This window comes from Kluyvera ascorbata (assembly GCF_023195735.1).
In the GTDB taxonomy this organism is placed as follows: domain Bacteria; phylum Pseudomonadota; class Gammaproteobacteria; order Enterobacterales; family Enterobacteriaceae; genus Kluyvera; species Kluyvera ascorbata.
Genome location: NZ_CP096201.1, coordinates 924783 through 940475 on the forward strand (window position 1 = coordinate 924783; position 15693 = coordinate 940475).

General features: G+C 51.4%; 13 protein-coding genes. 3 read left to right on the forward strand and 10 right to left on the reverse strand.

Annotation, left to right across the window (positions count from 1 at the left end):
* Positions 1-27: 27 nt before the first annotated feature.
* Positions 28-1203: an oligogalacturonate lyase family protein gene (locus MY052_RS04475; RefSeq protein WP_202217225.1), complete on the reverse strand. Its 1176-nt coding sequence runs from the start codon at positions 1201-1203 to the stop codon at positions 28-30.
* Positions 1204-1676: 473 nt separating this feature from the next.
* On the opposite strand from MY052_RS04475, the gene kduI reads away from it, so the two are divergent.
* From kduI to araE, 3 genes are all read left to right on the forward strand, one after another.
* Positions 1677-2513, forward strand: a complete 837-nt coding sequence (gene kduI / locus MY052_RS04480; RefSeq protein WP_115073724.1) for a 5-dehydro-4-deoxy-D-glucuronate isomerase — start codon at positions 1677-1679, stop codon at positions 2511-2513.
* 64 nt (positions 2514-2577) lie between these two features.
* Positions 2578-3339: a 2-dehydro-3-deoxy-D-gluconate 5-dehydrogenase KduD gene (gene kduD / locus MY052_RS04485; RefSeq protein ID WP_115073725.1), complete on the forward strand. Its 762-nt coding sequence runs from the start codon at positions 2578-2580 to the stop codon at positions 3337-3339.
* A gap of 334 nt (positions 3340-3673) precedes the next feature.
* Entirely contained in the window at positions 3674-5092 is a 1419-nt protein-coding gene (araE, locus tag MY052_RS04490) for an arabinose-proton symporter AraE (protein ID WP_202217226.1), read from the forward strand.
* An 85-nt stretch (positions 5093-5177) separates the two neighbouring features.
* On the opposite strand, the gene MY052_RS04495 is transcribed toward araE, so the two are convergent.
* The 9 genes from MY052_RS04495 to MY052_RS04535 all read right to left on the reverse strand — a co-directional run bounded on the left by MY052_RS04495 (position 5178) and on the right by MY052_RS04535 (position 15555).
* Positions 5178-6305 (reverse strand): oligogalacturonate lyase family protein, encoded by a 1128-nt coding sequence (locus tag MY052_RS04495; protein WP_248538273.1) that lies wholly within the window; start codon positions 6303-6305, stop codon positions 5178-5180.
* Positions 6306-6374: 69 nt separating this feature from the next.
* Positions 6375-7661 carry an ABC transporter substrate-binding protein gene (locus MY052_RS04500; protein ID WP_035897630.1) on the reverse strand — a complete coding sequence of 429 codons (1287 nt, stop codon included), beginning with the start codon at positions 7659-7661 and terminating at the stop codon, positions 6375-6377.
* Between the two features lie 14 nt (positions 7662-7675).
* A complete protein-coding gene (locus tag MY052_RS04505; RefSeq protein WP_248538274.1) occupies positions 7676-8803 on the reverse strand; it encodes an ABC transporter ATP-binding protein in 1128 nt (375 codons plus the stop codon).
* A gap of 12 nt (positions 8804-8815) precedes the next feature.
* Positions 8816-9718: a carbohydrate ABC transporter permease gene (locus MY052_RS04510; RefSeq protein ID WP_035893992.1), complete on the reverse strand. Its 903-nt coding sequence runs from the start codon at positions 9716-9718 to the stop codon at positions 8816-8818.
* The gene (locus tag MY052_RS04515; RefSeq protein ID WP_035893990.1) at positions 9711-10601 is read right to left on the reverse strand and encodes a carbohydrate ABC transporter permease; all 891 of its coding nucleotides are present in this window, start codon (positions 10599-10601) and stop codon (positions 9711-9713) included. Before MY052_RS04515 ends, MY052_RS04510 begins: the two co-directional genes overlap by 8 nt.
* Before the next feature lie 501 nt (positions 10602-11102).
* The gene (locus tag MY052_RS04520; protein WP_202217228.1) at positions 11103-11744 is read right to left on the reverse strand and encodes an N-acetylmuramidase family protein; all 642 of its coding nucleotides are present in this window, start codon (positions 11742-11744) and stop codon (positions 11103-11105) included.
* Positions 11745-11756: 12 nt separating this feature from the next.
* Positions 11757-14054: a hypothetical protein gene (locus tag MY052_RS04525; RefSeq protein WP_156105148.1), complete on the reverse strand. Its 2298-nt coding sequence runs from the start codon at positions 14052-14054 to the stop codon at positions 11757-11759.
* A 67-nt stretch (positions 14055-14121) separates the two neighbouring features.
* Positions 14122-15030, reverse strand: a complete 909-nt coding sequence (locus MY052_RS04530; protein WP_248538275.1) for a hypothetical protein — start codon at positions 15028-15030, stop codon at positions 14122-14124.
* A 198-nt stretch (positions 15031-15228) separates the two neighbouring features.
* Positions 15229-15555: a cupin domain-containing protein gene (locus tag MY052_RS04535; protein ID WP_035893987.1), complete on the reverse strand. Its 327-nt coding sequence runs from the start codon at positions 15553-15555 to the stop codon at positions 15229-15231.
* Positions 15556-15693 lie beyond the last annotated feature (138 nt).

Consider the following 15693-nt stretch of genomic DNA (forward strand, 5'->3'; position numbering starts at 1 on the left):
TACAGAAACACAAAACTCAGAAGGTAATTATGCTTTCACTAATACACGTTCAGAGGGCAGCTTAGCGATGTACAGCGCCGGCTTGCCGTCCTTGTCAGAGCTGAACAGCACCGCGCTATCATCCGGGGTAAAGGACGGATGCGGGTGAGTCACCTGACGGCTGTTTTGTACCGTTGCCCACGACGTATCGTGACGAGCAACGCGGAAGTAGGCCTGTTTCGCCACGTCAAAGGCGTACAGATATGGATCGTTATCGATGGTGTAGCCGCTGGTGTCTTTCACATCAACCGGCGTACCGGAACCGTCACCAACCAGCATGGTGCCGTCGAAGTTACTCATCAGGTGTGAGCAGGCAGGCATCTGCATCAGCGCTTCGTTAACGTTGGTATCCGGGTTGAAGCGGTAGATAGTGCGGCCCTGTTTCCCTTTCAGGTAGGAGACGTACACCAGCGCGGAGCCGTTTGGTACCCAGAATTCGTGCGTGCAGCTTTCGCCTTCCGCATGTTCTTTTACTTTGCGAACGTTAGTGCCGTCTTCGTTGACCAGCCACATGCGCGCGTCCACCAGGTCATGCGGGCCTTCATGGCAGAATGCGACGGTGCTGTCGTCAAACGGACGGTAAATTGGGTGACCAAGCCAGATTTTTTCTTCGTGGATCACCGCGCTTTCGCCGGTTTTCAGGTCAACGCGCAGCAGGCGGCAGTGCGGACCTTTATGGAAGAAATCGTGGAACAGCTGCCAGTCGTTCAGCGGCGTCCAGTCGCTTTTCGCAATCTCAATGCCAACCAGCTTGGTGCAGTCGCTGTTAGAGACCCAGGTGCCGTAGCCAACCCACTCTTCCGGCACGCGGTACACTTCGCGCTCGGCCAGGGTTTTCAGGTTCACTTCCAGCAGGGTGCGGTCGTTCTTCACGTAATAGAGTGATTTATCATCTGGAGAGAGGAAACCACCAAACGTATTGTCGCCCGCGCCTTCGGTAAGCTGTACCGCTTCGGCGTTAGCCACGTCCAATAAGTAGTAGTTCCAATGGCCATCGAACTCGCCGGCAAATAACAGATGACTGCCATCATTAAAGAAACACTTCTGATAGAAGTAGTTACGATGACAAGTTACCTCCGGTGGCGTTAAGCGGGTGACCTCCGCGCCGGTATCTGGGTCGCGGCTGACCTCATAGTTCAATTTAACCCGCATGCCTTTAGCCATGATGCTCTCCTTTTACTCAAGCGGTCTCGGGGTGCTATCTCCCTCACAGGCCGATTTAGATGTTATTTTAAAAACTGAGTGTCAATTTATCAAAACAGCGTTTCATTGTTTGTGATGTCAGACTCACTTTATACGAAAAATCATCATCTCTGCTACTTTTTTGAGTAGCCACTCAGCGCGTTGTCAAGCCCACCTTTGTTTTCACGTCGTCCTTTCCACTAAAGTGGTAATTTTTCAAAGAAACATGTAACTGAATGAATAATATTGTTTTTTATTTTTTCGCAACGCGGCTGAAGTGCGTATTCGTGATCGGTTTTGCATTTTTGAGAATATTACCCAGGAAAAATGAAACGATGTTTTATTTGCAATTGAAAACCCATTTCATCAGGGATAAGATACAAGCATTAAACAAATCGGAACGTAGTTTCGTTTCAATAAATAGAACATAAGACCACATTATCCTGGAGGTTCAGGTGGAAGTACGACAGAGCATTCATAGCGCTCATGCTAAAACGCTGGATACGCAGGGTCTTCGCGATGAGTTTTTAGTTGAGCAGGTTTTCAAGGCTGATGAATACACCATGGTGTATAGCCATATCGACCGCATTATCGTTGGCGGCATTATGCCGGTAGCGAAAACAGTCTCCGTCGGCGGTGAAGTCGGTAAACAGCTTGGCGTCAGCTATTTCCTTGAGCGTCGCGAGCTTGGCGTTATCAACATTGGCGGCGCGGGTACGATTACCGTCGACGGCCAGTGCTACGAAATTGGTCATCGCGATGCGCTTTACGTAGGTAAAGGCGCGAAAGAGGTGGTGTTTGCAAGCGTCGATGCGGCGAAACCGGCGAAGTTTTACTACAACTGCGCACCGGCCCATACGACTTATCCGACGAAAAAGGTCACGCCTGCGGACGTTGCGCCAGTGACGCTTGGGGATAACCTCACCAGCAACCGACGCACCATCAATAAATACTTTGTTCCTGATGTGCTGGAAACCTGCCAGCTCAGCATGGGCCTGACCGAACTGGCGCCGGGCAACCTGTGGAACACCATGCCGTGCCATACCCATGAGCGCCGCATGGAAGTGTACTTCTACTTCAACATGGATGAAGACAGCTGCGTGTTCCATATGATGGGGCAGCCGCAGGAGACGCGTCATATCGTCATGCATAACGAACAGGCGGTGATTTCACCGAGCTGGTCAATTCATTCCGGTGTCGGTACCAAAGCGTATACCTTCATCTGGGGTATGGTCGGCGAGAACCAGGTCTTTGATGACATGGATCACGTCGCAGTGAGGGATCTGCGCTAGTCGCGGACAGCATTAGATTAACAATGCCTGTCCGGTACAGGCGCAAAACGACAAGGAATTAAAAATGATTTTGGATTCATTCTCTCTGCAGGGCAAAGTTGCCGTAGTGACGGGTTGCGATACCGGTCTTGGTCAAGGTATGGCGTTAGGTCTGGCGGAAGCGGGCTGTGATATCGTCGGTATCAACATCGTTGAACCAACCGAAACCATCGAACGTGTTACCGCGCTGGGTCGTCGCTTCCTGAGCCTGACCGCTGACCTGCGTAAAATCGATGGCATCCCAGCGTTGCTGGAGCGTGCGGTGGCTGAATTCGGCCATATCGATATCCTGGTGAACAACGCGGGCCTGATTCGTCGTGAAGACGCGATCGACTTCAGCGAAAAAGACTGGGACGACGTTATGAACCTGAACATCAAGAGCGTGTTCTTCATGTCTCAGGCGGCGGCTAAGCATTTCATTGCACAGGGTAACGGCGGCAAAATCATCAACATCGCGTCCATGCTCTCCTTCCAGGGCGGTATCCGCGTGCCGTCTTACACCGCTTCCAAAAGCGGCGTTATGGGCGTTACCCGCCTGATGGCGAACGAGTGGGCGAAACACGGTATCAACGTGAACGCGATTGCGCCGGGCTACATGGCTACCAACAACACCCAGCAGCTGCGTGCGGACGAAGAGCGCAGCGCGGCTATCCTTGACCGTATCCCGGCGGGTCGTTGGGGTCTGCCAAGTGACCTGATGGGGCCAATTGTCTTCCTGGCGTCTCCGGCATCTGACTATATCAACGGTTATACCGTTGCGGTTGATGGCGGCTGGCTGGCGCGTTAAGTTCGCGTTTGGATGATAAAAAACCTGCTTCGGCAGGTTTTTTTATGTCTGCGGGATTCCCGGCGTCGCTTTGCTCGACCGGGCTCTTTAATCATCCATATCCATATATTCATTTAGTCCATGCTGTTCTGCCCGTCAGGAAATAGTAACGCATGTGTAATAGGGTTTTTTGCCGATGTGTAACGGGTTTCCCTTCCATGCGAAAGTCTAATGTCCATCACAAAACGGACCTGTGCAGCAATATAGTCCATATTAATAACGTTTCTCGCCTGACAGCCTGGCGTGGCTATCTCGTATTTTCATCTCATGTTTTATTTTGTCAGGCGGGAAAAAAATGACTTCAATCAGTAACGATTCAACGCTAGTACCGGGCGCGCAACGCGATACCCGGCGTATGAATATGTTTGTTTCCTTTGCTGCTGCGGTGGCGGGTCTGCTTTTTGGTCTGGATATCGGGGTCATTGCCGGGGCGCTGCCCTTTATCACCGACCACTTCGTGTTAACCAACCGCCTGCAAGAGTGGGTGGTGAGCAGCATGATGCTGGGTGCGGCGATTGGCGCACTCTTTAACGGCTGGTTGTCATTCCGCCTGGGACGTAAATACAGCCTGATGGTGGGTGCCGTACTGTTCGTTGCGGGTTCTCTTGGCTCTGGGTTTGCCGTCAATGTCGAAATGCTGCTGGCCGCCAGGGTTATCCTCGGGGTGGCCGTCGGGATTGCTTCGTATACCGCACCGCTGTATCTATCTGAAATGGCGAGCGAAAATGTGCGTGGCAAAATGATCAGCATGTATCAATTGATGGTTACGCTGGGCATTGTGATGGCATTCCTCTCCGACACCGCGTTTAGCTACAGCGGCAACTGGCGAGCGATGCTCGCCGTACTGGCGCTGCCTGCTCTGGTGCTGATTGTGCTGGTGGTCTTCCTGCCGAACAGCCCGCGCTGGCTGGCGGAAAAAGGCCGTCATATTGAAGCGGAAGAGGTGCTGCGCATGCTGCGCGACACTTCTGAAAAAGCACGTGACGAGCTGAATGAAATTCGTGAAAGCCTGAAGCTCAAGCAGGGCGGTTGGGCGCTGTTTAAGGTGAACCGCAACGTGCGCCGCGCGGTGTTCCTCGGCATGCTGTTACAGGCGATGCAGCAGTTTACCGGCATGAACATCATCATGTACTACGCGCCGCGCATCTTCAAAATGGCGGGCTTCACCACCACTGAGCAGCAGATGATTGCGACCCTGGTGGTCGGCTTAACCTTTATGTTCGCCACCTTTATTGCGGTGTTTACCGTCGATAAAGCCGGACGTAAACCGGCGCTGAAAATTGGCTTTACGGTGATGGCTATCGGTACGCTGGTACTGGGCTACTGCCTGATGCAGTTTGATAACGGTACCGCGACCAGCGGGCTCTCCTGGCTCTCCGTCGGCATGACCATGATGTGCATTGCGGGCTATGCGATGAGCGCCGCACCGGTGGTGTGGATCCTCTGCTCTGAAATTCAGCCGTTGAAATGCCGCGACTTCGGTATCACCTGTTCGACCACCACCAACTGGGTGTCGAACATGATTATCGGCGCGACCTTCCTGACGCTGCTGGATTCCATCGGTGCGGCGGGAACGTTCTGGCTGTATACCGCGCTGAATATCGCCTTTATCGGCGTGACCTTCTGGCTGATTCCGGAAACCAAAGGGGTTACGCTGGAGCACATTGAACGTAAGCTGATGAAAGGCGAGAAATTGCGGGATATCGGCGTCTGATTGAGTGCCCGGTGGCGCTACGCTTACCGGGCCTACAGGTAGCGCCAAATGCAGACCGGGTAAGGCGTAGCCCCACCCGGCTTTTTTACACCCTCGCTAGATACAGCGCCGGCATTCCCTCAGCGTCCGAGGTATACAGCACCCACTCACCGTCCGGTGAAAACGACGGATGCGGATGCGTCACCTGACGGTCGCCGTCCAGTACTTTCCAACTGCTGTTGTGCTGGCAAATCGCTTTTTTCTCACCGGTTTTCAAATCAAACACCCAAATAAACGGATCGTTCAGGCTGATATCACCGGTATTATGCGGCGCGCCGTCTCCGACCACCCGCGAGCCGTCGTGGTTGCTCATCAGGTGGGAGCAGGGCGGAATCTCCATCAACTGGCGGTTTTCCAGCGTTGCCGGGTCAGCGCTGTAGAGATAACGGTGTGGGCTGTTCTCCTGATGCGCCACGTAGTAAAGCGCAGAGCCGTCCGGCACCCAGAATTCATGGGTGAAGCTTTCCCCTTGTTGATGCTGGCGCACGCAGCGCATGTCGCTGCCATCTTCATTTATCAGCCACATACGTGCATCGATAGCGTCGCGCGGGCCCTCGTGGCAAAACGCGACGGTCTTATCGTCAAACGGACGGTAGATAGGGTGCCCAAGCCAACGTTTTTCTTGCAGGATGGTCCGCTGCTCCCCGGTTTTCAGGTCGATGTTAATCAGGCGGCATTCCGGGTTGGTAAAGTAGTAGGCGCGGAACTTCGACCAGTCGGTCAGCGGCTGCCAGTCGCTTTTTTTAATTTCGATGCCGACGAGCTTCGTGCAGTCTGCGTTCGCCACCCACGTGCCGTAGGCGACCCACTCATCGTCCACTTCGTAGACCACGTACTCTTCGAGCGTGGTGAGATCAACGCGTCGAAGCTGGCGCGTATCTTTGACATACCATAAGGATTTATCGTCGTCGGACAGGAAACCGCCGAAGGTGTTATCCCCTGCGCCATCGGTAAGCTGGGTTGCCTGTTGAGCGGCAATATCCAGTAAATAGTAGTTCCAGTGCCCCTCAAATGCGCCGCCAAAAATCAGCTTGCCGCCGTCGCGGGTAAAGCATTTTTGGTAGAAGTAGTTTCGGTGGCAAATAATGTGCGGTGGCGTCATCCGGATCACCTCGTGACCGGTTTCGCTGTCTTTCCGCGTGCGGAAATTCAGCGGGATGATTTTGCCTTTCATGTGCTTTCTCCTTGAATAAAAAAATACCCCGCAACCGGAAGTTGCAGGGTATCAATAGGTCAATCGCGATTAGCGCATGGCGCGTTTCAGAATACGCTCGCCCTGACGCTGGAAGTCAGTTGCCGCTTCTTCTACGGATTTCTGGCCGTAGTCGATGTACTGCAGCGTGGTACCGAACTGGGCAACGATCTGCGGGTCATCAAAGTAAGGAGAGACGCTCAACTTCGCTGGCAGAGACTGCGCCAGACGAAGGCCCGCAACAGAAGGATCGCTCTCTTTCAGGATGCCGTCTTCGGTCAGGTATTTCACCGCGACTTTGCTCAGCGGCACGCCACGCTCCAGACCCAACGTATCGACCCCTTCTTTGCTGTTCAGCAGGAAGTTGATCACTTTCGCCGCGGCTTCTGGGTTCTTGGTAGATTTGCCGATAGAGAGCATTTGCGCTGGTTTGAAGAACAGACCCGCGTCGGTAGCGCCCGGCAGCATTGGGTAGCTACCCAGTTCCAGCTTCGCAGGTGGCTTCAGGTTATCGGAGTACTTGTTAATGGTGGAGTTCCACATGTAAGTACCGCCCCATTCGCCCTGAATCCATGGCTTCATTTCATACATGTTGCTCTTACCGAAGGACGCGTAGTACTTGGTATCCGGCATCACGTGGCTGTCGACCAGCTTTTTATACATCTGGAAGAACTCAACCCACTGCTCTTTGCTGTAGGAGAATTTCTTGGTTTCCGGGTTGATGGCCGGAATGTTGTATTTCTGGGTCATGTAGGAGTTCAGCAGCGCCAGGGTATCCTGGTGCTCCAGCACGACCGGATAGTACTGTTTGCCCAGCTTGCTTTCGAAGGTTTTACCCGCGGCCATCAGGTCGTCCCAGGTTTTCGGGTATTCAACGCCAGCCTGTTTCCAGGTTTCATCGTTGAAGTAGAACACGCGCGCGGTAACGGAGATTGGGATCCCGTTCAGCTTGCCGTTGACGGTGGTGGACTGCAGTTCTTTCGCATCGAACTGGCTTAAGTCAATCACGTCTTTCATTTTGTTCAGATCGTAGAAGCCGTCGCCGTTTTTCGAGAAGATCGGCAGCCAGTTCCAGTTAGTCTGCATCACGTCTGGCTCGGTGCCACCGGCAATCTGGGTAGTCAGACGGGATAAGTGACCGTCCCAACCGGTGTATTCGGCTTTAACGTTAATATCTGGGTTCTGCTTATGGAACTCTTCCAGCGCCTTCAGAGTGACCTGGTGACGACCGTTACCGCCCCACCAGGACATACGAAGATCGACATCCTTTGCCATAGAAGGGAGGGCCGTGAGGCCCAGGGTGGCGGAGATTGCTGCGCTTAAAAGCACTTTTTTCATTTTAATACTCCAGATTAAAGGGAGAGGTTCTGTTCAGTTTTAGCATCAAAAATATGGCATTTATTCATATCAAACTTGAAGTACACCTTGCGATGAAGCCCCTTATCAATCATTGGCTTAGCTTCATCTGAAGGGATTCGCGCCGTCAGCTCGTAGTTCGCGACTTTCAGGTAAACGAAGAACTCGTGGCCCATGTTTTCCACGCGAACCATTTCACCGCTGCAGCCGCCTTCGGCAAACGGCTCGTCGGACAGCGAGACGAATTCAGGGCGAATACCGTAGAACACCTCTTCGTTGTCGTGACCGGCGAGCTTCTGGTTCAGCCCTTCGCTGAGCGGCATGAACTCATCGCCAATCGCCAGGTTTAAGGTGCCGTCTTTGTTCACCAGCTTGCAGGAGCGGATGTTCATTTCCGGCGCGCCGATAAAGCCCGCGACGAACATGTTTTTCGGTTTGTGGTACAGATTGTCCGGGGTGTCCACCTGCATGATGTGACCCAGTTTCATCACGCAGATACGGTCGCCCATGGTCATCGCTTCGGTCTGATCGTGGGTAACGTAGACGGTGGTCGCTGGCTTACCAGATTTTTTGAGCTGCTTGTGCAGGTCGGAAATACGGATACGCATCGATGCACGCAGCTTGGCGTCAAGGTTAGACAGCGGTTCATCGAACAGGAACACGTCTGGTTTTTTCACAATCGCACGGCCTACGGCCACACGCTGTGCCTGGCCGCCGGAGAGCTGACGCGGCAGACGGTCCAGCAGTTCTTCCAGTTCGAGGATTTTCGCTGCTTCATTCACCTGCGCTTCAATCTGGTCTTTCGGCAGCTTGCTAAGCTTCAGGCCGAACGCCAGGTTTTCACGAACGGTCATGTGTGGATAGAGCGCGTAGTTCTGGAACACCATCGCAATCCCACGCTCTTTTGGCGCGAGGTTGTTGACGATTTTCTCACCGATACGAACTTCACCGCCGCTGATGGTTTCAAGTCCTGCCAGCATACGCAGGGTGGTGGACTTGGCGCAGCCGGAAGGACCGACGATAACCATGAACTCACCTTCTGCGATTGAAAGGTCGATACCATGTACCGCTTTGAAGCCGTTGGAGTACACTTTTTCCAGTTTGTTGAAAATAACTTCAGCCATGATATATCCCTCTTAACCTTTAATTCCGCTGCTGGTAACGCCCTGTACGAAGTAGCGCTGTGCCAGGAAGAACACAATGATAGATGGCAGAATGGAGATGCTCGCCATTGCCAGAATTTCGTTCCACGGCGCGCCTTCGGTCACGTCGATGGACATTTTCAGTGCCAGTGCAATCGGATACTTATCAACGCTATAGACGTAGATCAGTGGGCCGATAAAGTCGTTCATAGACCACATGAACTGGAACAGTGCGACGGAGATAATCGCCGGCTTCAGAATCGGTACGACCACGTACCACAGCACCTGGATGGAGTTACAGCCGTCAATCTGCGCTGCTTCTTCCATGTCACGCGGCACACCGCGCAGGAACTGAATCAGCATGAAGACGAAGAACCCTTGCGTGGCGAAGGCCAGCGGCAGGTACAGCGGCATGTAGCTGTTCAGCATGCCCATTTCGCGGAACATCAGGTACTGAGGAATCAGCAGTACGGTGCTCGGCAGCAGCATGGTGGTGATGAGCGTGGCGAACCAGAATTTCTTCCATGGAATCTCGAAGCGGGCAAAGCCGTACGCCACGATAGTGGAGGAGATAATGGTCAGGATCACCTTAGGAATGACATACTTGAAGGTGTTCAGCATGTAATGACCGAAGGTGTACTCGGTACCGGTTTTCCAGCCGTTAATGAAACCGTCCCAGGTGGCATGTGCTGGCCACAGGCTCAGCGTGGTGAAGATCTCATGGTTCGGTTTGAACGACGCCGAGAACATCCACGCCAGCGGGTAAAGCATTAACAGACCGACGATCAGCAGGATGGTGTAGCGAATCCATGCGTTGATCTTCTCGCGACGAAGGGTGCGGGCAACCTCACGCTCTGCGATGGTTCTTGCGTCAGAGATTTGTTGGATATCAGCCATTTTTGCCTCCCTTATCGGCGGAGTAGAACACCCAGTATTTTGAAGACTTAAAGGCGATGCCGGCGAAGACCGCAACGACCAGGAACAGAACCCATGCCAACGCAGCGCCATAGCCCATATCGAAGTACTTGAACGCCGTGTCATAGATGTACAGCGAGAACAGATACGTCGAGTAGGTTGGGCCGCCACCGGTGATGACGTACGGTCCGGTGAACTCCTGGAATGCCTGGGTGGTCTGCATGATGAAGTTGAAGAAGATAACCGGCGTAATCAGCGGCACGGTCACTTTCATAAACATCTGCCATTTAGAGGCGCCATCGATCATGGCGGCTTCGTACTGAGACTGCGGAACGTTTTGCAGGGCCGCCAGGAAAATAACCATCGCGGAGCCGAACTGCCATACGCGCAGCAGGGTAACGGACATCAGCGCCAGTGAAGGCTCGCCCAGCCAGTTGACCGGGTCGAAGCCCAGTACGCCGATAAAGCTATTCAGCAGGCCGTCGATGGCGAACAGCGCACGCCATAAAACGGCGATAGCCACGGAGCTACCGAGGATTGACGGAATATAATAAGCGGTACGGAAGAAGCCGATACCGCGTAATTTAAAGTTAAGAACAAACGCAATCCCTAACGCAAAAGCGAGTTTTAAAGGGATGGTCAAAAATACGTAGGCGAACGTTACACCCATGGATTTCCAGAAGAGTGTGTCTTCTGTAAACATGTAGCGATAGTTTTCAATGCCGTTAAATACCGGCGGGCTCATCAAGTCATACTCAGTAAAACTGAGGAAGAAAGATGAAACGAACGGGAAGGCCGTGAAGATTATCAACCCAATGATATAGGGTGAAATCCAGGCCAATCCCAACATTCTGTTTTCATTCATACATACCTACCTGGCGAACAAGTGTGTCAAACGGATTGGGTGTCTGTTACATCCCCTGCGCCTGCTGGCGCCCGGGCGTTAAAGTCTTAGCTTGTTATAAGTCATGCAGCCTTTCCCTGTAAGTAGATATAATTCAGTGTCTTAAGTGCTATCCGTCGTTGGTTTTTGTTGCGTTTTAAAAACACACTCTCTAGAAGGTCTTTTTTATAAAACGCCGTTTTAAATTTATTTTATTGCGATTTGTTTCTGCGTCATTCGATTAATCATGAAAGTGTGATCGGAGTCGAAACGATGTTTCATTATAGTGATGTTGATGGCGTTTTTGCCGGTAGAGCGGGGGTTTTACGACGATCTGGTATGGAAGTTGGTGACCTGGTTGGTATAAAAAATATATAATTAACTATTAAAATGATTAACGAACTAATCTTTTGATATGTATGTAAAATATAAAGCCTCAACTAAAAAGATGAGGCTTCAGGTAGGGGCGAATTAATTATTCCATCAGCTTGCTTGCTGTATTCTCAGGCATTGCTGATAGGCGTTAGCCATTTTTATATCATAGTGATTTTGTGCGTATCCGGGGCCGTTGTAGCGTCTGGCAAAGCTGACCCAGTCTTTATTTTGCAAATAAAGATGAAGATTATTCGCCACCATTAATTGGCAAAGGGCTTCCAACTGCTCGTGGTTACCGCGGCTTTGCGCCGTGACAAAATCCTCCACTGAGCGAAATCCGCATAAGGCAAAATTAAACCCCATGATCTGGAATGCTCCCCATGACGTGGAGCATAGCGCCGCTTCACGGTGGAGGCTCATTGCCGTCTCGAGCCGGGCATGTTCTTTCTCTCCCCCCAGATAGTGCATTGCCGTCCATTGCCGATAAAGAATGGTGGGAAAACTGGCTGCCAGAATCTCGGGTTGATAGCGACGTTTTGCTAGCTCGCGCCAGAAAATATGTCCTTCAAATAAGATCTTTGGCTTTCCGGAAGGGAGAAACCCCTGTCCTGACGACTCCACGGTACAAACTGCCTGTAGCGCACAGGGCTCGATCTGTAGCCGTTTGGCGGCAGCGACAATCTCCTTCCAGCCAATCTTTTCCCGGTTAGACCCGTGGTCCAGAGAGGCTGATTCTTCATCTAACATCATGCTATTCCTCCGTTACTCGCTGGTTTCGGTCCTCGGGAGGTGCATTTGTAAGGCATCCCGGTTATAGGTTTTGTTGTAGTCGTCGAGCATAGACTGGAAGTTTTTAATAAAATCCAGGATGGAAATGTAGTCGTTGTTGGCGTTGCGTCCTTCGCTGAGGGTCCTGCTTTCGTCCGGCGGCGTCGCCTCCAGGTAATAGCCAAGAATTTGCGGGCTGGTAAAGCGCACGGTGACGCTGTTGGCCGTAGAGCTGGCGCGCGAGTTGCTGCGCGCGGAACTGGACGATGATGATGAACTGCCGCCAAAGATAAAGAAGCCACCGCCGCTTGCGGAGTGATCTTCAACGCTCTGGGCAAAGCTGCTCGACATTGCATTGTTAGATGAAAATTTGATGGTAACGTCGCGAGCGATGATAAATGCCACTGGGAAGCACGGGAATACACATTCGTTCATGGCATTAAAACGCGCGTCCTGGAACGGCTTACCTTTTTGGTCCGGGGCGATTTTTTTGCTGGACGTGTTGTACATATCTTTGGTGAGCAGGAATACGCCGGGGTTAAACCATTCCCGGCTGATGCTAACCTTCGCAATCGACATCCCTATCTGAATTTTGACATCCTGGGACTTCATTGTGCTGTTGTCCACAGACTCCCGGTGCGACCGACTGCTGCTGTAGCCGCCAAAGAAGAAGGATGAACGACATGAGGATGCGGAGGCCGAGCTGGCACTACTGGAGCTTTGCTCAACGGAAGCCATCGTTGATTGGATAATGACCTGGGTAAAGCGCTCGGGAACGGCGTTTGGCGTGACGTCACTGTCAATAGCGCCTTCCGCTTTGATGTTCTTCTGCATGACTGATGCCAGAGCAATATGTTGCCGTACTTCGGTAATATCGTTCTCGGTTCGGGCGAGCTGCGTTTGCAGCGGTAACAGCATTTGCTTGTACTGGAGCAAGTTATTTTGCTGGAAATACTCCAGCGCGCTGTCCGTTGCGCTTTGGGCTGCCGCGATTAAGTTATCCTGGGCCTCCATGCATTTGTTGGCGCTATTTATTAATGCGCCGATGATTTTGCCTGCGTCGTCAGGCTTGATGCCGGGGACTCTGGAAAGGGTGTTTTCCCCTTTATCCTTTTCATTGGATCGACCGACAATATCGACAACCAGCTTGAGCGTGTCATTGGTGATATTTTTATAGGTATCACCGAGAGCCGTCCTGGCCGCAGCAAGTGCATCGTCTGCCGCCTTCTGTTTCTCCTTGAGGTTAGCGAGTATCGCCTGGTCAGGAAGAATTTTTAGGAACGAGTCTAGCGTCATGGAGATATTGCTGCGCTGCACCAACAGCACGGACAGCTGCTGCGCCAGCGCTGCTGGGCTTTCTAACAGGTCGATAGGAGTGAACGACGTATCGAGTAGGTCGAACCAGTTTTCCGGATACAGCGTGACCGGGTAGACATAGCCACCGTCGGGGTTGAGCTTTTGTACATTGGCCAGCGTTTGCCGGGCCTCGGCGATTTCGCGCCCTGAGCCGCTATCGAGGATCCCGGTGATAATCTCCATATCGCCCGGTGAGAAAACGTTGAGCACTTTACCCAGCTTCTCCTGTACCTTCAGTAGCTGAGATTCGGCGGTGGTCTCATACCAGTCGAGATAGTCGTTTTGTTTGCTGCGATTATTTTCCTTCGTATCACCGGGATATCTGGCCTCCAGTTCCGCCTTTTTATCTAGTTGAACTTTAGCCCAGGCCTGCTTGGCATCAACGTATTCGCTGTACAGGCGGTAGAAGACCTGTTGTAGCGTGAAGCCGGTGGTTAACCCGTCGCCAAAATTATACGGATAGGGAGTCATCAGGACTTTACGCAGCTTGGATTTTGCGTCGAACAACTTGCCGTTAAGCTGCGGTGTCAGCATATCCAGCGCGCTTTTATACTGGGTTTGCAGGTGACGACCATTGTCAGAACCGGTCATCGTGCAGGCATCAAATAGGCGGTTAACCAGCTTTGATTCGTTAGCTTCTACTAGCGGTGGCTTCGGTTGATTTTCCTCAATATTGTAACTGTAGAGATTTTTATCAATCTGCATACCGGGAAGGCTCATGCAGAAAAATTGATTGGGGTTATTTCCGCCGATGACTGAGGTGATTTTTTCATAAAGCTGATCGGCAAAACTTGGTATCGTTTCGGCATTATCCAGCGCTGCACTTAACCTTGGGGTAGTTTCGGTTATTGAGATAGTCGTGTTGGTGGTAGTGACCTGTTGGCTTGATTCACTAATATGTGATTGTTGATCATCGGGATGTGTTTCATCAGTCATGATTAATACTCCTGAATAATAAAATAATCGTTAAGTATCTACTGATAAGCGATGTGTCCAATAATAATTAAATTATGACAATTCCAACTGGGGCTAAGTTATTGCAAGTACGCATTAAATCGCCCGGAGAGATAAACATATTATTATTCGACTGCAGTGCAGTCAGCGGGTGATAATTTTTGGCTGCGGTATCAATATTTATTAGCGCGGCGTGAGCTTCGGCAAACTGATAAATAGATTCTGCTAGCGCTTCGGTCATTGAAGGGGTTGGGGGATTGGTATTATCCATAAAAGCATTGTGCAATGCTTCGCATAGCGCTTCGTCGCTGGCGGTTTCCGGCGCGCTGGCCATATCATATTCGCCAAAAATAGGCTGGCGCTGCTTCGTCCAGTCAATGGCTTTATCAAGCAGCGTTTCGCCAAACGCGGAGTCCGTCATAGAGGCGTGGCGGAACTGCAGGCGGAATGGGGCGCCTGCGTCGTCAAAGCATTGAGCGACGAACTGCGAGCACACCATCGGCTGTTTACCTGGCGTCTGATGCTGCTGGATATAGTGTGAAATGGTGGCCGTCAGCTTTTTCAGAATCCGGATTATCACCTGCTGTTTCTGGCTGGTAATGGAGAATTTCTTATACATTAACAGCAGGCCAACCATGTAAAGTCCGGCATGGTCGTAAGGTTCCTGATTATTCAGATGCAGTCTTGCGGCGTCAATTACGGGCAAGAGAGGCGTGGTGCTGGTGTGACGATAAACATGGATAGTACGGCCATGAAAACGTTTTTGTGCCGGGTTTTCAGAAACCTGTGGAGGTGTTTCTTCAATAATCGTTGGCGGAGTGCTATTAAAATAAAGGGCAGCATGACTGACCGGCGCATCGGTCAGGAAAGTGATGGCCCATGAAATAAAACTCTTTTTCTCCGGCGAGAAAAGCAATCCGTCTGCGGGACGCAGATCGCTTAGCGATAGCATTTTCATATAAATTCCTTTTCATTCCAATATCTATTAATTGGGAGCGTTTATAGAATAGGCTTAGTTATTTGAAAGGAACTGTGATGGGACTCTTATTTAGCTATCGTAGGAATTAACTAATGTTTGAGGAATTATTAATAGAGGGTATTAAATATAATAAAAACAGCCGCCTGATGTTATCAGCGCAGCTGTTTTTTTATTCATTTATGCTTTAAGGAAATCCTGACGCATCGGCGTAAAGGTATCCAGCAGCGTACCGGCTTTCAGGCAAACGCAGCCGTGCATAATGTTCGGCTGTTTATACAGCGTATCACCCGCACCCACCACGTGCTTTTCGTCACCGATGGTGAATTCGAATTCACCGGATAACACATAGGTCAGCTGCTCGTGCGGGTGGTTGTGCATCGGGCCGATCGCGCCCTGCTCAAAGTTCACCTCAACGGCCATCATTTTGCCATCGTGCGCGAGAATGCGGCGGGTTACGCCATTGCCCAGATCTTCAAGGGTGGTTTCTTTATGAAAAATAAACATCAGGCGGTCCTGTTTGTATGTTGAAACGTTGTTTCATTAAATTTATCTCAGAAACGAACAAAAAGAAATCTATCGCCGCAGATGTGGAAAGTTGATCACAACTTTGGTTCACTGGGAGCACGACGCAAAACAAGGTGA